Raw genomic sequence first — 18,533 nt, 5'->3', positions numbered from 1 at the left:
TTGAATTTGACGACAGAGCTGTGTCACGGCATCATAAGAGGTACTGCAAAACCGCAAGGAGGACAGCAGATGTCTGAATACCACATTCCAGAGCGAGCTATGAAACTATATGAAGACATTCAACCGAACCAGTTGAAATATCATCAACATCGGGTTGCCGTAACGAAGGAATTTACCTTCGATGCAGCACATCACTTATATATGTACGAAGGGAAATGCAAAAGCCTCCACGGTCATACCTATCGACTGGTCATTACAGTGAGCGGCTATCTTGACGAGAGAGGGCTTTGTATCGACTTTGGTGACTTAAAGGAGATATACAAGCTGAGGGTGGAAAGACCCCTGGATCACCACTACCTAAATGAAGTGTTGCCGCCAATGAACACCACAGCGGAAAACATTGTGTCGTGGATTTGGAGAGAACTCGAATCTGAGTTGAAGAAACGCGACAGCAAACAGCAAGATTGGCGCTTGGAGGAATTAATCTTGTACGAAACACCAACCAGCAGGGCTTCCCTGAAACGGGAATGGATGACAAAATGACAACCGCAGAATTGGGACTCACTACAGAACAACTCAGCTTGAAGCTGCCCATGGTTGAAGTCTTCGAGACCATCGAAGGTGAAGGCACTGCAGCAGGCTTTCCGACGACTTTTGTGCGGTTGTTTAACTGCAACCTCCGCTGCACCTGGTGCGATACACCCTACAGTTACGCGCCTGCTCAACCTGAATACTTTGCTGCCGTTGGTGACATTGTTGCAGAGGTCGGGAGATTAGGACACCAAAGAGTCTGCCTCACAGGAGGGGAACCCCTTCTCTATACCGAAAAGGTCCTTGTATTAATTGAAGCTTTGGCCCGTTTGCCATTGATTCAAGACGTGCACATTGAGACAAACGGAGCCATAGATTTAACGCCGTTCATCCATCTTCGTAATGAAAAAGCGCAAGTCAGGGAAAAAGTCCGGTTTATTCTGGACTACAAATTACCCAAGAGCGGCGAACAAGACCGAATGCTTCAGGCAAATTACGGACTGCTTGGCCATCAGGATGAAATCAAGTTTGTCATCGCCGACGATGAAGATTTCGACACAGCCTGCAAAGTGGTTGAAGAATGGGTGGAGAAAGGGACTGTACTGTTCAGTCCCGTCTGGGAAACGATGCCGCCGCAAAAGCTCGTGGCAGCCATGTTGGAGAAGAAACTTCACAACGTGAAACTAAATTTACAATTGCATAAAATCATCTGGGATCCCGATATGCGAGGCGTCTAACCAACCCCCCTGCAGACTTACAGTTTTGACTCGGAGGCCTGGCGCAATCGCTGTACGACGGCTGCGAGAACTTGCTGAAATTCGTGTTTCTGACTTTTTGTTCGCGGTTTTGGGCCTTTATTGCGACCCGTTCGTTTTCTCTCTTCAGCATGCAGAGTCCGTTCAAACAAAAGCCTTTGAATGTTGTCCTCTGTGTACTCCATCCCTGCAGGTGACACAACTGCAGCGCCTTGGCCCAGAGACAGATTGGCGAGACCGTAGTCCTGAGTCACAACAATTGTCGGTATAGACTTGTCAATTCGACGGAAGATTTCCATGTCCGCAGATTGAGCGTGGGCGTCCACCGTGATGTTTTCAATGGATTCCTGAAGTGTCAGTTCGTGATTGATGCTATGTATGACAGACACTTTCATGTCAGCGTCATTGGCATACGCAGCAATGGCAGCCAAGGCGTCTCTAGGCATCGCGTCACCGTCAACAAAAATTTCCACAGTTACTTCACTCCTATGCTGAGAGGAAACACTTCCTGAGTCCATGACTCCATGAGTCCATGACTCCGTCTTATGAACGCAGGTTTGTTGCAAATCAATAATGAACACTTAATAATGAGCACTTAATAATGAATACTTATTAACTTAGAATTCGGTGGTGATAGCATGGTCAATCAGTTTTCGAGAACAGAGCTGGTTTTCGGCACAGACGGTGTGAAAACACTTCATCAGAAAACCGTTGCCGTCCTTGGAGCCGGCGGAGTGGGCTCATTCGCGATGGAAGCCTTAGCGCGATCGGGCATTGGGCAACTCATCCTAATCGATAAAGATACCGTAGACATTACAAATGTCAATCGACAGTTGCCCGCGCTGACCACTACAGTCGGACACCCGAAGGTAGACGTGATGAAAGAACGCATCCACGCTATAAATCCAGAGTGTACAGTCATCGCCAAAAAGGTCTTCTTTACACAGGAAAATGAAGATGAATTGTTCGGATTTGACTCCCTGGACTACGTCGTTGACGCAATTGACGTGGTCAGTGCAAAAATCCACTTGATTCAAAGTTGTGTGAAACGCAACATTCCTATTGTTAGCAGTATGGGCGCTGCCAACAAGTTGGATCCAACCCGATTTCGAGTGATGGATCTTGCGGATACAAAGGTCGATCCCATCGCAAAAGTATTACGAAGAGAACTCAAGAAACTCGGCATTGCCAAAGGTGTCAAAACAGTCTGCTCCGACGAGCCTCCTCGTGAGCCTCTGGAAAACGTCCGCAGAGACATTGTACCTGAAGAGAAGACAGATTCGAAAATCCGCAAGGAGAAAATGCCGCCAGCGAGTACTGCCTATGTCCCTTCAGTAGCCGGCCTAATCCTCGCAAGCGTAGTCATCCATGATTTGCTCGGCATCGAACTCTAACTAAAAGGGTGCCAGCCCATCTGGCACCCTGCTGAAGACAGTTGCCAGGACTGCACCACTCAGGACTGCACCAGTCCGGCAGTTAGGGACTCAAATGATCACTATTCGCGGGAGCGGCGATACGATTGTGATCCCAACGATCACTAAAGCCAATTGGCCGAGTCATTAGTGTCATCAATGATCCCTAATGTGCATCGAGGCAGGGTGGGACATGGACCATAGGGAGCAATGGGATCCCTATGGTAGACGGCTACAAGCGATAGTGATCGAATCGATCACTATCGCTTGGCGAGTACCGGAATAGGGAGCGAAGGGATCACTAACCAAACGCGATCGCGAACAAACTCCCTCGCACGGGCAGCTTTCAACTGTGTTCTCTGCCCATGACACGCACCCAACTCCTCGCCGTGCCCTCTCAAGCCAACTTTTCGGCATATCTGCCGCTCCATTCAGCCGCTCCATTCAGCCGCTCCATTCAGCCGCTCCATTCAGCCGCTCCATTCAGCCGCTCCATTCAGCCGCTCCATTCAGCCGCTCCATTCAGCCGCTCCATTCAGCCGCTCCGTTCAGCCGCTCCGTTCAGCCGCTCCGTTCAGCCGCTCCGTTCAGCCGCTCCGTTAAGCCGCTCCGTTCAGCCGCTCCGTTCAGCCGCTCCGTTCAGCCGCTCCATTCAGCCGCTCCATTCAGCCGCTCCATTCAGCCGCTCCGTTCTGCCGCTCCATTCAGCCGCTCCATTCAGCCGCTCCGTTCTGCCGCTCCGTTCTGCCGCTCCGTTCAGCCGCAGCCGCGGCCCCAGGCTGCTCCTTGGCTCACTCTTCACTCTTTCGGCGTTACAATGGAGGCTGCCTGTTGGGACGAAACAAAGTGACTGTTGAGCCGCTCATTCGCCTGTTCCAACGTCAGGTTCTCTAAAATCTGGATTGAAGAAAACCAATCGACACCCTTCAGATGATATGAAGTAAAGTTGCGAGCTATAGCGGTCGGTGAATCCATGGCCATGGCAAAGCGGCCCATGGCTTTTTTGCGATTGCGCTCAAACTCATCCTGTGAAAGCCCGCTGTAGCGAGCCCTGTCTAGAGTTTCATTAATTCGTCTTAGCAGCAGGTCGGGATTGCTGGTATTGCCGCCGACGAGTGAGTATCCATAACTCTCTGTGCATTCATACTCCCAACTGAACTGCTGATCAATCAGTTCTTCATCGATAAATTCGTGATAAGCATCGCTGCCTCTGCCAAACAGGGTATCAAGGATGACGCCGGTTAGCAGTTCTTGCTTGAGGAGCGATTCTCCTGTAAGTCCGACATCCGCATCCTTCCATCCAATGATACAGCGTGGCTGGCTGACACTTAGTTCGGCGGTAACCTGCGGCGTGGCTACCTCTTTCTGCTCATCCACGGGCACTCGCGTAAATGGCGGCGCCTTGGGAAAATTCTTGGCAGCTTGGTTTGAGCGGATGTGATTCATCATCTGTTCGGGATCAAAGCCGCCCACGGCCACATAGACCATGTTGGCTGGATGATAAAACGTTCGATAGCAATCGTACAGAAGGTCTTTGGTGATTCCCGCAATGCTTTCTACCGTTCCGGCAATGTCAAGGTGGACAGGGTGGGTTTTGTACATAGCTTTGAGCAATCCAAAGAAGGACTGCCAATCCGGATTGTCTTCGTACATCCGAATCTCTTGGCCAATAATGCCCTTTTCTTTCTCCACATTCTCCTCGGTAAAATACGGGTCTTGGACATAGTCCAACAGAATTGTTGTGTTTTCCAGGATATCTTGTGTACTCGTAAACAGGTACGAGGTCTGATCAAAGGTGGTAAATGCGTTTGCAGACGCTCCGTGTCTGGCAAACTCCTGAAAAACATCAATCTCTTGAGACTCGAACATCTTATGTTCGAGAAAATGAGCAATACCGTCCGGAACAGTCAGTAGGTCCTTGCCGTCATTCATTTCAAACGTTTGATCAATGGATCCAAAGCGAGTCGTAAACACAGAGAAAGTCTGCTGGAAACCTGGTTTGGGCAACAAAAATACAGTCAATCCGTTGTCCAACTGCTCCTGATACATTTTTTCATTAAAAGGCGGATAAGTGATTTCATGCATGACGGGCACCCTCCTGATTCCGAAGGAAATAAACTGTGTCTAGTTCAAGTGTGTTGGCTGCCTCTACAACCGCGTCTGGTTGCACGCCGTCTATGCTGGCGATTAAATCATCGACACCCCTGTCGACGCCCGCCAATCTGCCGGAGAAATGGACATCAGCCATAGCAGCAGGTTGATCAAGGGCCTGCACATACTGGTTTTTGATGCCTCGCAAAGTGAAATCCAGCTCATCTGCTGTGATATCACCTTGCTTCAATTTATCAACTTGCTCCAGGATAATCTTTAAGGCTTCATCATAGTTGCCTACATCAATGCCAGTCTGAATGGCCAACACTCCGTTCAGCGCTTCAAGCCGGCTCGTCGCATAATAAGCCAGACTCGCCTTTTCACGAACGTTGACAAACAGTTTGGAGTGCGGAAACCCTCCCAAAATCCCGTTAGCGGTCAGCAAAGACATATAGTCGGCCGCAGAATAGGATATCCCTGTTCGAAACCCAAGATTGAGTTTTCCTTGCTGCAAATCCTGCCGCTCGACCACAGTTTTTGATTCAGCATGCCGCAATGGCAAGGGTTCAACCGTTTTCTCAGATGTACTTGTGCGATTGACAAGGTCTTGGTTCAATCTTGAGAAAATGTCATTGGCTTGTTTTTCAGCATCGGCGACCTCACCAATGAAGTAGGTGTGAATCTCAGATTCATTCAACAGAGCCTGGTGATCCCGGTACAAGTTCCCACACGTGAGCCCGTTCACATCCTCCTCAAATCCAAGTCTGGGAAGACCGGCTGGGGACTCGCCGCAGACTTCCTTTAAACACTGCTCCATTGCATAGGAAATCTTGTCGTCGTACAAACTCTCAATCCGGTGCTTATGCAGATTCTTTTCTCTGTGGACATGCGCCTCGACAAATACATCGTTCTCACGCGCCGGATGTGTCAAGACGCTCGTCAACAGATGCAAGACCTCATCCGCCAACTTTGCGTTTCCGGTGACAACTTCTTGATTTGGAAAAGTGGCATGCAATTCTGCGACATGCATATCGCCTCTTTTTCCAATAGAAGTACGGATATTCGTGCCGTACATGGACTCCGTTCTACGAATCAAGCTTTTTGCTGTAGGATACTCCTCTGTGCCTTCCATCCATAAAAACGGCAACATGGCAATGCTTGTTACGGTAGTTCTATCAATGGGACGGGCGAGCTTCATACTGATGTAGCGTGTTTTGAACTGGGTTGTTGGAAGAATATGTACATACAACCGTCCGCTTTTAAACGTTTGAAAACTCGACATTGACTGCAACACTCCTGTCTGAATTCGAGCTATGCTGTCAGTATGAACGATTTCCGCATTGAATATCAACTTTGTGTCTAATGCGCTTTCATCAGAGAAAATAAAAAAGAACGGCTGCATTGTCCGTTGCTTCAGTACCGCTTTCCTAATAAGTTTCGTGCAGACGCCTGGGCGACGTCAAAGTCCGTTCTGGTAATAATTTGGGTTGCTCGAATCCAACGTTGTATGTCTCCAGTCAACCTTGGGCTGACAAACTTTGGAGCACCGTGATGTGCAATGAACTCTCGTCTCGTCTCCTGATGTTTGGATACACAGTGGACATTGGTTAAAGCATCCATTAATTCACCACAAACAGGACATTGATACATGGGATCCCTTCCTTTCGCTTTGCTTCAATATTTATGGGCGAAATCATGTCGCTATACATGGGAACTCTGCGATTTTCGAGACGTTGTGCGTTTCTTTTGAAAACTAAAACAGGCCTTGGCGTCATACACCACGGCTAATCATAATGGGGACAGGGTGCACTTTGTGCACCCTGATTCCCCTATGTGAACACCCTGCAGGGCGGGGTGACACCAACACGTTGGTGCCGGTTTCTAGAGCAATATATGCCCTGCAATCGTAATGTGTTCAACTTTTCAAAGCCAAGTGGTATATTGGATTATGTATAAATTTGATATTTATTTGAAGTTGTTGATGTGTTGGGGGATTGGGGGAAGGTTGGTTGATACGCGTCTATCGCACTGCTGTTCGATGGTTCTTTCACCTTGAAGCGTATGAAGTTGCAGGTTTACTTATGAGTATCGGAGCACTGGTGATTTTTCTTCGGTACGGTCAACGACTTGATGAGGTCTTCAGCTACAGAGGAATGCCTGGACAGATGTTGAACAATGTATACGCTCTGATGCTAAAACCTGCTACATGGGAATCCCTCACTTTGTTCCTGGTCTTCTTCACTGGATTCCTTATTTTGAGACAAAGGCACTCGCGCATTCCGCAGAGAATTTCTTACTTTTCCAGATTAGCACTGTCATTCATAGTCATGATGACAATTTACAAAATTATTATCTTTTATATTAATGTCTTTAACCCCTTTGATAGAGACTTCGTCATCATGCATATTGATAAGATTCTGTTTTTTGGAAAATTGCCATCGCAGTGGATTGCCCCTTTGGTCAACCCCGTGTTTAACGTGATTTTCAGTACGGCATACATGTCCTGGTTTATCCTGGTCTACGCCACCGTTTTGCTTCTGTACAAGCACTCCAAGAAAGCGGTTAAAAATTATATGACGACAGCTATTTTCACCTTTTATATTGGCTACATAGGTTACTTCTTTGTCCCTGCTGTCGGTCCTGTTTTCATGGTTCATTACCAATCATCAGTAGGTGCGTTGCCAAGGCTGCTTGTACTCGGTCAGAGCAGTATTGCGAGAGATTGTTTTCCGAGCCTTCACACGGGTATATCTCTGGTGATGGCGGCAAACATATGGAAGTACCGCCGGAGGTGGAGTTGGTTTTACATTCCCGTAGCTTCTTTGATTATTCTATCCACAATATATCTGAGGGTGCATTATTTCCTCGATGTGGCAGCAGGAACTGCACTTTCGGTCGTCACCATTCAACTAAGTCCGTACCTCAGTGCAGCGTGGGAACAGTTCCGTGCCAGAGTGCTGCTGGAAACCGGTATGGACACAACTGCCGGACTCGTACTCAGACAAGGTTGGTCTGAATTGGCTCGTGACAGTCGATGACAATTCGTTGAATTCGTAGAGTTCCTAGGGAATGAATGACAGAGAAGAGTGTTGAAAAGCCACCCATCGTGGTATATCATTGTTCTAGTATTTCACTACTTCTGTTTGAGGGGGAGTACGCGTGGCATTCGTAATTGTATCGCCGTGCATTGATGAGAAAGCTGCAGATTGCGTAGAAACTTGCCCTGTGGATTGTATCCATGAAGGTGAAGACCAGTACTACATCGATCCAGACACCTGTATCGACTGCGGTGCTTGTGAAGCAGTTTGCCCAGTAAGTGCTATTTTCCAAGAAGACTTCGTTCCAGACGACGAGAAATCCTTTATTCAAAAGAATGCCGATTTCTTCAAGTAAGCCACTATCTTTGTGATAGAGTTTACAGGACTCGAGGTTACCGTACTCGAAAGTCAGTAATTCATATGTCTGTCTTAGACATGAGTCGCAAAAGCAGGTGCATCGCACCTGCTTTTCTTTATGGAACGAGCCAGTGGCAAACAGACAGCAACAGACGGACTGCACCGAACGGACTGCACCAAACGCCAGTACCCTAACTCCCCTAACTCGTCTTGCTCTAACTCTCCCGTTACGGCTGGGACTGTCTCCCCCCGGTTTCCAAGGCACCATTTTGCGCCTCCCAGCGGACCTTCCCCGACTGTTTGCTGCCGCCGTGGTGTGTACGATGTCCCATGGCAATGACAAACCAGGTAATGAGTTGGACAAACCCCAGGACAACCGCCAATCTGGATATAGTCAGACTTGTCGGAGATGAACTGATGACCAACAAAAAGACACCTATTCCCGTCACCCGTCCACCGTTTTCGGCCACTTCCCGTGCAATCAACTGTTCATCGTTTTGATCTCCTGTTTCGTCCAATCGACTAATGGTATCAAAAACAAGCCCTTGCAGCGGAACAATAAAAACAGGCAGTGCAACTGCAATGGAAACACCATAAGCAATTATCATAGCCGCAGAAACTGGGCGCAGAAAAATAAGTGCTGCCAAGGCCATTCCTAAGGCACCTACACCAAGAACTCGAACTCGATTTCCAGGTCGAACAATTTTTCCCACCAGATAAAACGACAAAAATGACAGGAAGTTTTGCAAGAACAAAAATTCACCTAGTCGGAGCTCGCTCCCCGTAGCGATATACATTAACAAGCCAATCAGAAACAGGAATACGCCTTCCCGTAAGCCGTAAATGTAGCATCCTGTGAGGATGTGCCGCCATGGCCGCTTCTTCATCAGACGAAGACCTTGGGAGATGGAGAGTCGACCTGAGATTGGCTGAGGCTTCAGTTTGATACTGACCACTGTTGCCACAAGAAATAAAATGAGAGATACGCCGAAGATGACGTGGTATCCATTCAATGGACCAAACTTGTCCTCCCCAGAGATGATGGCCCCAGACAAGATGGGTGCAGCCATATTGGCAATGGCCACCATGGCACCATTTAACCCGTAGAATCTGTCCCTGGTTTCAGACTTGGTGACTCGCAGGCTCAAAAAGTTGAAGGAATACCAGTAAAAACCCTGTGCGGCTCCCATCACCATTCCCAATAAAAAAGGTACTGAAGCTGCACGTGTACCGCCAAACAGCGCAAAGAGATAAAATCCTGCGTGCAGCAGTACGCCGATGCGTAGTGTGGCAACAGCGTAGTAGCGATTTGCAATGTAGCTGGCAACCACAAATGCAAATGGAACCAGTGCGTACACAGCGAGATTGTACCAACCAATTGGAATGTAGCTTTTGTCCACTTTCCACAAATAGATGTTTACAAAAGTATTTGACAAAGCCACCGACAAAGAGAAAATTCCACTAATGAGCAACAACCACCTGGCGTCTGCCCATAAGGGATGTCGTTGTGGTTGACCCAAAACTTCACCTCCCTTAGTGCCCCCGATGACAACCCAGGTGCTGATCATACAAAGCATAGTGTGTCCAAAAACGCCTCCGCCACTCGCGCACAGGCATACACGAATCCTGTCGCTGATATGAGTACAAAAAACGGGCTGCTTCAAAACCGTTGTCTAAAACGGCTTTAGAAGCAGCCCTGCAGTGTGTTTCTACACATGCTTTTTCGCTTTTTCGCTTTTTGCGCTTCGTTTCTATCAGTTGGTGCTCTTACGGTTTACATGTTGCGCCGGTACTTGCCGCCCACTTCGTACAGTGCACGAGTAATCTGGCCGAGGCTGGCCACCTGCACTGTTTCCATCAGTTCCGCAAAGATGTTGCCGCCTTCGCTTGCTGTCTGCTGCAGTTTACGCAGCGACTCTTCCGCAGTATCGCTGTGCGCATCCTGGAAGGCATGCAGGTTCTTAATTTGTGATTCCTTCTCTTCCTTTGTAGCCCGTGCAAGCTCGAGCTTCGGTGCTTCGTAATCTTCCGCCAGTGTGTTGGGATTGATAAACGTATTGACTCCGATAATGGGAAGTTCACCGGAGTGTTTCAATTCCTCATAGTACATGGACTCTTCCTGAATCTTGCTGCGCTGGTACTGGGTCTCCATGGCACCAAGGACGCCGCCTCTGTCATTGATGTGCAGGAATTCCTGCATGACTGCTTCTTCAACGAGATCGGTCAATTCTTCAACGATAAACGCACCCTGCAGCGGATTCTCATTCTTGGCCAGACCAAACTCCCGATTGACAATCATCTGAATCGCCATGGCTCTGCGCACAGACTCTTCTGTTGGCGTCGTAATGGCTTCGTCGTAAGCATTTGTGTGCAGTGAGTTGCAGTTGTCATAGATGGCAATCAGGGCCTGCAGCGTTGTCCTGATATCGTTAAAATCGATTTCCTGCGCGTGCAAGGAGCGGCCGGAGGTTTGAATGTGATACTTCAGCTTTTGGCTGCGCGGATTAGCGCCGTACTTGTCACGCATGACAACAGACCAAATGCGGCGTGCGACGCGGCCAATGACGGTGTATTCGGGATCCATCCCATTACTGAAGAAAAAGGACAGATTGGGGGCAAACGCATCGACGCTCATGCCGCGGCTGAGATAATACTCCACATAGGTGAAGGCATTGGCCAAAGTGAATGCCAACTGTGAAATCGGGTTGGCACCTGCTTCAGCAATGTGATAGCCGCTGATGCTGACGGAGTAGTAGTTGCGGACCTTGTGGTCAATAAAATACTGCTGAATATCTCCCATCATGCGCAGTGCGAACTCTGTGGAGAAGATGCAGGTGTTCTGACCCTGGTCTTCCTTAAGAATATCCGCCTGGACGGTACCGCGAACCGTTTGCAGCGTCTTCTCCTTGATTTGCTGGTATTCTTCAGCCGTCGCTTTGCGGCCCTGCTCCTGTTCAAACTTTTCCACCTGCTGACTGATGGCCGTATTCATAAACATGGCCAGAATCATCGGAGCGGGTCCGTTGATGGTCATGGAAACACTTGTGGACGGTGCACACAAGTCAAAGCCTGCATAGAGCTTCTTCATATCATCCAACGAACAAATGCTGACGCCGCTCTCTCCCACCTTGCCGTAGATGTCCGGGCGGTAGTCCGGGTCTTCACCGTACAAAGTGACGCTGTCAAAAGCTGTGGACAGGCGTTTTGCGGGATCGTTCTCAGATAAATAGTGGAAACGGCGATTGGTCCGCTCCGGTGTTCCTTCACCGGCAAACTGGCGTTTCGGCTCTTCTTCCTTCCGTTTCAAAGGGAAGACCCCTGCCGTATACGGGAACTCGCCAGGCACGTTTTCCAGCAGGTTCCAAAGCACAATGTCGCCCCAGTCCTTGTATTTCGGAAGGGAGATTTTTGGAATTCGTGAGCCGGACAAAGACGTGGTAAAGAGGGGTGAGCGAATTTCCTTGTCGCGTACCTTTGTGACAAGCTCATCGGCAGCGTAAATTTTGCGTTTTTCTTCCCATCCGTTCAAAATTCCCTTAGCCTCGTCATCCAGCTTACTCCACAGTTCGTTGTACAGGAATTCAACCGCAGACAGCGCCTCTGTTGTTTTCTCGACGGTTGGCTCAGACGCATTCCCAGAAGCATTCTCAGACGCCTTCAACTGCTCCAGCGTACCCTGCAGCTGGTAGGCTTTGCGAGCCTGCTCGGCTGTATCCTCTGCATTCTGACGGTAACCGTGAACGGTCTTCACAATGTCCAGCAGATAAGTAACTCGTTCACCGGGAATAATGGCTGTCTTACTCTGTCGCTTATCCAACTCAGGCCAACTGCTCGACCACGCTAACCCCATTTTGTCGTTCACGGTGTCAATGAGTTTGCGGTAGAGGATGTTTGTGCCTGGATCGTTAAACTGGCTGGCAATCGTCCCGTACACAGGCATATCTTCAACCTTCTTTGAAAAGTCCTCACCGTTTCGCTGCATTTGTTTACGCACATGGCGAAGAGCATCTTCAGAGCCGCGCCTGTCAAACTTGTTGATAGCCACCAAGTCTGCATAATCCAGCATATCAATTTTTTCCAATTGGCTGGGTGCACCGAATTCTGCTGTCATAACGTACATAGATACATCTGATACAGAGACGATATCCGCATCGCCCTGCCCAATGCCGCTCGTCTCGACAATAATCAAGTCATAGCCAGCATAGCGTGCTATTTCGATGGCTTCCGAGACCGCCGCGGACAATTCGCTGCGGGACTCCCGGGTGGCCAGGCTGCGCATGTATACATTCGGGTGGTGAATGGCGTTCATACGAATGCGATCGCCCAAAAGTGCGCCGCCCGTCTTCTGCTTAGAGGGATCGATGGAGAAGATAGCAACGGTCTTATCCTCAAAGTCAGTGAGAAAACGCCGAACCAGTTCATCCGTCAAAGACGATTTTCCAGCGCCGCCTGTACCTGTAATTCCCAGAACTGGCGTATGGCCTGCCCGCTCGCGTATTGCGGAAAACACGTTTTTATAGTGGTTGGAATCCATGCTGTCTTTCTGTTCAGCAAAGGTAATCAGCTTCGCCACAGTGGCAGGGTGCTGCGGGTCCAGTTCCTGCAAGAGTCCCTCCGCATCTGTGACAGTCGGAAAGTCGCATGCTTCAACCATGGCTTGAATCATACCCTTTAGGCCGAGTCTGCGGCCGTCGTCAGGCGAAAAAATCTTGCTGATGCCGTAGCTTTCCAATTCCCGGATTTCGTCCGGCACAATGACACCGCCGCCGCCGCCAAAAACCTTGATATGCGAGGCGCCCCGCTCCTGGAGCAAGTCGTACATGTATTTGAAAAACTCCATGTGCCCGCCCTGGTAAGAACTGACCGCAATCCCCTGAGCGTCTTCCTGGATGGCGGCTGTGACGATTTCATCAACCGATCGATTGTGACCAAGGTGAATCACTTCCCCACCCAACTGCTGAATGATTCGACGCATGATGTTAATGGATGCGTCGTGACCGTCGAACAAACTTGAAGCGGTTACAAAACGCACTGCATTTTTCACCTTATAAGATTTGTTTGAACTGGATTGTTTCGTCGTCTTCATTGCAGAACTGTTTTGCGTTGATGCCATTACGTACATCTCCTCCCCATATCTCTTACAGTTAGCCTGTGCCATTTCAATCGTTTTTTGTCGCCGCTTCTGTGTCTGAGCAGCCGAGGACGCACCGGCCACATTCACTTGTTAACCGCTAGCTGACACGGTTCCCGCAGGCATGCATCAGTGAATCCACTTGTACTTTTGCGAATGTATGAAAGTCAACGTCGCGCAGAGCCCATCTACGGAACGCCCACATCTGCCCGGTTACCACAATTTGATGTGCCAGAATCGGTACAGCATTTTCATCGACGTCTAAGCTGCTATCGGCAATCCCTTCATAAATCAGCGTCTCAAAAATCCCAGTGATTTCGGACTCTTTACCCAGCACCTCAGACAAAAAATCTTTTGGAAGGGACTTGCTTTCCTGATAAATCAGCAACACTTCATCAGGCATTGAATCAATGGCTGTAAACAGTGACCAAATGGCTTCGCGAAGGCGCTGACTCCCTTGTCCAGTCTCTGTCAAACTGCCTTCAACACGGGTTTCTACTTCCTCGTGAATGTGACGGCAAACGAGAAAGAGAATGTCTTCTTTGGACTGCACGTACTCATACAACAATCCGGTTGAAAGACCGCTCGCCTTCGCAATCTCCCGCGTTGTGGTGGGATGAAACCCCTTCTTAATAAACAGTTTCACCGCAGCAGCGACAATCTGTGCTCGTCTCATCTCAACTTTTTTAGGATCCTTAACATTACTCTGAATATGGACCGAGCCCATTTTGCCGCACCTCTTTCACCAGTCCCTCACCTTTTGCACTCAACCACCTGTCTCTTCGTTTGGAGTTCAGTTGCCGGCTCTTAGTCGACTGAGCGCTCGTTCAGTTTCCTGTTTCAAGTGTAACGACTCATGAAATTACCGTCAAGGTTTTATCTTTACGATGAACACTGGTATTCTGGTAGGGACAAAACGAGAATGAAAGAAACACAGAGTTGAATTAGGAGGATGCTAAACCATGACGGAGAAGTCGTCCCAACGCGTGCCGGACATACTTCTCGGCGCCAACGTATCCATTGCAAAGACAGGATTGCTGGCGGCCGTGAAAGAGACCATAGAGTACGATGCAAACACATATATGATTTATACCCGCAGTAACCGCGGCGGCAAAGCCCGCCCCATTGAAGATTTTAACCGCGATGAAGCATGGGAGTTAATGAAGGAACACGGCATCTACGATCCCGTTGTTCACCTTTCCTACCTCGTCAACCTGGCAAGTCCGAAGGAAGAGACTTGGCAGTACGGCGTTGACGTCCTCTCGGAAGAAATCAGACGAGTCGAATACTTGGGATTGAACTATATTGTCATGCATCCGGGCAGCCATGTCGGAGAAGGTGAAGACTACGCCATCAAGCGAATTGCAGATGGCTTAAATCGCATCCTCAGCGGAGACGAAAACCTGCACCTGTGTCTTGAAACCATGGCCGGAGACGGTTCCAAAGTTGGCAACTCGTTGGAACAAATTTCTGAAATTATGAATCTTGTCGAGCACCGTGACAAACTTGGCGTCTGCATCGACACTTGCCACAACTACAGTTACGGATACGATGTGGTCAACGACTTCGATGGATTTCTGAAGCGATTTGATGAAGTGATTGGTTTGGACAAGCTCAAGGTTGCACACATCAATGATTCCAAAAACCCGTTTGAATCAAGAAAAGACCGACACGCCAATATTGGCGACGGCTCCCTTGGTTTGGAAGCCATCAAACACATTGTCCACCACGAAGCACTCCGTGGGAAACCCCAAATTCTCGAGACTCCCGGCGGCAAGTACCGCTCAGAGATTGACGCAATTCTGGACAGGAAGCCGCAAGAGTAAGGATGACGCTTAAGATAAAATTGTCACTTATAGGGGAAATGGAGTAAATCCGGTGCAGACCGGATTTTTTCTTTTATACAAATTTTATTACTATACAAATTTTATTGTGAAAAGGTGCGTCACAGGAGAGTGAGGGCGCCACTGACAGGCCAAGTGACGGTCCGTGACAGGTCCGTGTCGCGGAGCTGTCGCAGACGTGTCCAAAATAGAGATCCCAGACAGGCTTATTTGTCTTTGATAACTACTAAAGAGGCAAATAGGCGCTCCAGAAGAGCTTAATACCCCAATTTCAACCCAAATTCGACGGTAGTATCCGAATAGAGATCCCACAGGTGCTTATCCACCGGAAATGGACATTAATCACGCAAATAGGCATCTGTGGGGAGCTTAACGACAAATTGACCCGCCGATCCGCTACAATACCTACTTAGAAATAAATCTATCACATTCCCCCGCTCAGTGACTGGCCATGAAGCATCGCTCCTGAAACCTCAAAGCCGTAACAAACTCCTAATTATAGTTTGGAACATAACCTTGTCCAGCACCGTTACATAGAGGCGCTAGGTTTAAACCCTTTCAAATTTGTCCATATTGTTACCAGTTCTGTAATAGACAAAAAAGAAAGGGAGAGGCTTTCATGCGTCGGAAAATACTGATATGGCTGACTATGGCGTTCTTCTCTGTGACAGCACCCATCATCAGTTTAGCGTCCGTCCGTTCCAATTCATCTCAACAAATGGTACCACCAGCATCTAAGAATGTACAAACATATACTGTGAAAAAAGGGGATACACTGTGGAACCTGGCCCACCAGTTACATGTTGCACTAAAGGATTTGATATCCCAAAACCATATTGTGAATCCTAGACTGCTGCAGATTGGAAAAGTACTAAAATTCAGTGTTTGGAATGGGTCAAATAGTAGTTCTAATTCGGTCCCGACCGAACGTTCACAGGGGAAAGTATCTTTAAGTGGGAGTGCAGGTTCGTCTTCAAGTTCGACTTCACGTTCGACGAAAAGCATTGCCCTCAGTGACAGCAGAGTCATCTACTGTACCTTGACTGCATACACGGCAGGTCCCCTGTCAACTGGAAAATCACCTAGCAGTCCTGCATACGGAGTCACGTCCACAGGGCAGACCGCTCAACAAGGAGTCACTGTTGCCGTAGACCCAAACGTCATTCCATATGGAACGAAGCTTTATATTCCCGGCGTGGGTTACCGTGTAGCAGAAGATACTGGCGGTGCTATCAAGGGAGACCATATTGATATCTTCTACAACAGTCGCTCTACAGCTGTAAAGTTCGGTGTACAGCACCATAAGAAAGTTTACATTTTGCCAAACTGGTTCCATATTCCTCTTTCAGGTCAAAACTAGGCTGGAACCATCAATACTGTAGACAGCAAGCAAGGCTGCAGTAAGACAAGAAAGCTAGGGAGTTGCAGTAAGACAAAGAAGGGTCGCAGGCTGTCACAAATTTGGCAGCCGCGACCCCTTTTTGCTTGAATGATACATACAGTGACAAATCGTCGTCCCAAAAGCTTAAGCCAATGGTTCATCCGAACGGTTCATCTCAAGTTCTAAAGCCAATAGGTCATCCATACACAAGTGTAAATCGTTAAGCCTGGTACTGTTCTGCTTCAATCACCCGATTGGCAATACGGCGTTTCAAGTCCCGTGCATTGACTGGCTGGAAGCGTGTCAATTTGCGAAGAACGGCAAGCTGCGTACGGAGTGTATCTCCTTCTTCCATTGCTGCCAGCACATTCTTGGCAAACCCGTCCATGCGAGTCATGGCTTCGCGAGAATAGACCTGAACCATCTCAACCTTGTTGTCTGCATCTTTTCCGTTGTCCAGTTCTTTCTCTGCCCGGAGCAAGGCGCTCTCGAGTGCATAGATCTCAGCAATCATGTCGGCCAAATCAGCCAAAATCTCCTGTTCGTCCTTCAGTGCCTGCTCGTATTTTTGGACGGCGGTTCCACCGACAAAAAGGAATACTTTCTTCATCATTTCGAGAATGTGCCGTTCTGCTCCAAACGTTTCGCTTTCATCCGGCATGGGAAGCATACCCATTAACTCTTCCTGTAGACCTTGTGCTGCCTGCAGAAGCGGTAATTCTCCCTTTAGGGCTTTCCGCAGAAGCATATCTGGAATCAACAGTCGGTTAATCTCGTTGGTCCCTTCAAAAATACGATTAATACGAGAGTCGCGGTACATACGCTCAATTGGATATTCCTGAATAAAGCCGTATCCGCCGTGAATCTGAACGCCTTCATCCACAACAAAATCCAAAGCTTCAGAAGCGTAAACCTTATTGACCGAACACTCTAGTGCGTATTCTTCAATGGCTTTTGCCACGACTTTGCCGTCGTTGGCCGAACCTAGCTGAGCTAACTGTCCGTCAATATCGCCAGTGGAACGGTAACACATGCTCTCTGCGACATATCCGCGAATATTCATGTCAGCAATTTTCTTTTGAATCAGTGGGAAGTTTACAATCGGAGTCTTAAACTGCTTTCTATCTTTTGCATATTTCACAGAGGTCTCGATGGCCGACTTAATGCCGCCCACGCAGCCGACTGCAAGCTTATACCGGCCGATGTTCAAAATGTTGAACGCAATGACGTGTCCGCGCCCTGCTTCACCCAATAAGTTTTCTACTGGAACCTTGGCATCTTCCAGAATCAGAGGACGGGTTGAAGAAGCTTTAATGCCCATCTTCTTTTCTTCAGGCCCTGTAGAAACGCCCTCAAAGTCGCGTTCAACAATAAATGCGGAGAACTTCTCCCCGTCAATCTTGGCGTATACGACAAACAGATCTGCAAAGGCAGAATTCGTGATAAACTGTTTTGTTCCGTTGAGGATGTAGTACTTTCCATCCTCTGAGAGGGTTGCTGTGGTCTTTGCGCCCAATGCATCAGAACCGGATTCGGGTTCAGTCAGAGCATATGCTGCAATCTTTTCACCCATGGCTAATTGGGGCAAGTATTTTTTCTTCTGTTCTTCATTACCAAAAAATACAATTGGCAGTGATCCGATTCCTACATGAGCCCCATGAGACAGCGCAAAAGACCCTCCGCGTGTAATGTTCTCAGTAATAATGGCTGAAGTCACCTTATCTGCGCCTAGCCCATCGTAGTCTTCAGGCACATCAGCGCCAAGCAGACCCAAGTCTCCAGCTTTTTTCAGCAACTTTACTGTCAAGTCCCAGTCCTGGTGTTCCAATTGTTCTTGATTTGGAACAATTTCACCTTCAACGAATGAACGAGTTGTATCGTCAATCATACGGTGTTCTTGTGTAAAATCCTCTGGCGTAAAGATGTTCTCCGGAAGCGTTTCTTCAATTAAGAACGCTCCCCCTTTAGTTAAATGTCGCTCACTTGTACCCAT

General features: G+C 48.4%; 15 protein-coding genes. 7 read left to right on the top strand and 8 right to left on the bottom strand.

What is annotated here, in order from left to right:
• Positions 1 to 69: 69 nt before the first annotated feature.
• Both queD and GI364_RS07955 read left to right on the top strand, forming a co-directional pair.
• The gene (gene queD, locus GI364_RS07960) at positions 70 to 543 is read left to right on the top strand and encodes a 6-carboxytetrahydropterin synthase QueD (protein ID WP_198853094.1); all 474 of its coding nucleotides are present in this window, start codon (positions 70 to 72) and stop codon (positions 541 to 543) included.
• Positions 540 to 1,268: a radical SAM protein gene (locus tag GI364_RS07955; RefSeq protein ID WP_198853093.1), complete on the top strand. Its 729-nt coding sequence runs from the start codon at positions 540 to 542 to the stop codon at positions 1,266 to 1,268. Before queD ends, GI364_RS07955 begins: the two co-directional genes overlap by 4 nt.
• Before the next feature lie 17 nt (positions 1,269 to 1,285).
• Here the strand turns inward: GI364_RS07955 and GI364_RS07950 are convergent, their stop codons facing one another.
• The gene (locus GI364_RS07950) at positions 1,286 to 1,759 is read right to left on the bottom strand and encodes a DUF188 domain-containing protein (protein WP_198853092.1); all 474 of its coding nucleotides are present in this window, start codon (positions 1,757 to 1,759) and stop codon (positions 1,286 to 1,288) included.
• Between the two features lie 165 nt (positions 1,760 to 1,924).
• On the opposite strand from GI364_RS07950, the gene GI364_RS07945 reads away from it, so the two are divergent.
• Positions 1,925 to 2,680 (top strand): tRNA threonylcarbamoyladenosine dehydratase, encoded by a 756-nt coding sequence (locus GI364_RS07945; RefSeq protein WP_198853091.1) that lies wholly within the window; start codon positions 1,925 to 1,927, stop codon positions 2,678 to 2,680.
• A gap of 816 nt (positions 2,681 to 3,496) precedes the next feature.
• Here GI364_RS07945 and yfmH read toward each other — a convergent pair.
• The 3 genes from yfmH to GI364_RS07930 form a co-directional block, all read right to left on the bottom strand.
• A complete protein-coding gene (gene yfmH / locus GI364_RS07940) occupies positions 3,497 to 4,783 on the bottom strand; it encodes an EF-P 5-aminopentanol modification-associated protein YfmH (RefSeq protein WP_198853090.1) in 1,287 nt (428 codons plus the stop codon).
• Entirely contained in the window at positions 4,776 to 6,071 is a 1,296-nt protein-coding gene (gene yfmF, locus GI364_RS07935) for an EF-P 5-aminopentanol modification-associated protein YfmF (protein WP_198853089.1), read from the bottom strand. Before yfmF ends, yfmH begins: the two co-directional genes overlap by 8 nt.
• Positions 6,072 to 6,202: 131 nt before the next feature.
• Positions 6,203 to 6,439 carry a hypothetical protein gene (locus GI364_RS07930; RefSeq protein ID WP_198853088.1) on the bottom strand — a complete coding sequence of 79 codons (237 nt, stop codon included), beginning with the start codon at positions 6,437 to 6,439 and terminating at the stop codon, positions 6,203 to 6,205.
• A gap of 359 nt (positions 6,440 to 6,798) precedes the next feature.
• Between GI364_RS07930 and GI364_RS07925 the strand changes: the two genes are divergently transcribed.
• Positions 6,799 to 7,827, top strand: a complete 1,029-nt coding sequence (locus tag GI364_RS07925) for a phosphatase PAP2 family protein (RefSeq protein ID WP_198853087.1) — start codon at positions 6,799 to 6,801, stop codon at positions 7,825 to 7,827.
• Positions 7,828 to 7,948: 121 nt separating this feature from the next.
• Positions 7,949 to 8,182 (top strand): 4Fe-4S ferredoxin, encoded by a 234-nt coding sequence (locus GI364_RS07920; protein ID WP_198853086.1) that lies wholly within the window; start codon positions 7,949 to 7,951, stop codon positions 8,180 to 8,182.
• A 229-nt stretch (positions 8,183 to 8,411) separates the two neighbouring features.
• On the opposite strand, the gene GI364_RS07915 is transcribed toward GI364_RS07920, so the two are convergent.
• The 3 genes from GI364_RS07915 to GI364_RS07905 form a co-directional block, all read right to left on the bottom strand.
• On the bottom strand, positions 8,412 to 9,704 hold the full coding sequence (locus tag GI364_RS07915) for an MFS transporter (RefSeq protein ID WP_198853085.1): 1,293 nt from the start codon (positions 9,702 to 9,704) through the stop codon (positions 8,412 to 8,414).
• A gap of 254 nt (positions 9,705 to 9,958) precedes the next feature.
• Entirely contained in the window at positions 9,959 to 13,270 is a 3,312-nt protein-coding gene (gene icmF, locus GI364_RS07910; RefSeq protein ID WP_198853902.1) for a fused isobutyryl-CoA mutase/GTPase IcmF, read from the bottom strand.
• Between the two features lie 145 nt (positions 13,271 to 13,415).
• The gene (locus tag GI364_RS07905; RefSeq protein WP_198853084.1) at positions 13,416 to 14,042 is read right to left on the bottom strand and encodes a TetR/AcrR family transcriptional regulator; all 627 of its coding nucleotides are present in this window, start codon (positions 14,040 to 14,042) and stop codon (positions 13,416 to 13,418) included.
• A 235-nt stretch (positions 14,043 to 14,277) separates the two neighbouring features.
• On the opposite strand from GI364_RS07905, the gene GI364_RS07900 reads away from it, so the two are divergent.
• Complete coding sequence (locus GI364_RS07900) at positions 14,278 to 15,141, top strand: deoxyribonuclease IV (protein ID WP_198853083.1); 864 nt, start codon at positions 14,278 to 14,280, stop codon at positions 15,139 to 15,141.
• A gap of 637 nt (positions 15,142 to 15,778) precedes the next feature.
• Entirely contained in the window at positions 15,779 to 16,519 is a 741-nt protein-coding gene (locus GI364_RS07895) for a 3D domain-containing protein (RefSeq protein ID WP_233096060.1), read from the top strand.
• Positions 16,520 to 16,760: 241 nt separating this feature from the next.
• On the opposite strand, the gene GI364_RS07890 is transcribed toward GI364_RS07895, so the two are convergent.
• Positions 16,761 to 18,533, bottom strand: a complete 1,773-nt coding sequence (locus tag GI364_RS07890) for an acyl-CoA dehydrogenase family protein (protein ID WP_198853082.1) — start codon at positions 18,531 to 18,533, stop codon at positions 16,761 to 16,763.

The organism is Alicyclobacillus sp. SO9 (assembly GCF_016406125.1).
Lineage (GTDB): Bacteria > Bacillota > Bacilli > Alicyclobacillales > Alicyclobacillaceae > SO9.
The sequence above is the reverse complement of the archived record's forward strand: the minus strand, read 5'-3'. Positions and strand labels throughout refer to the sequence as shown.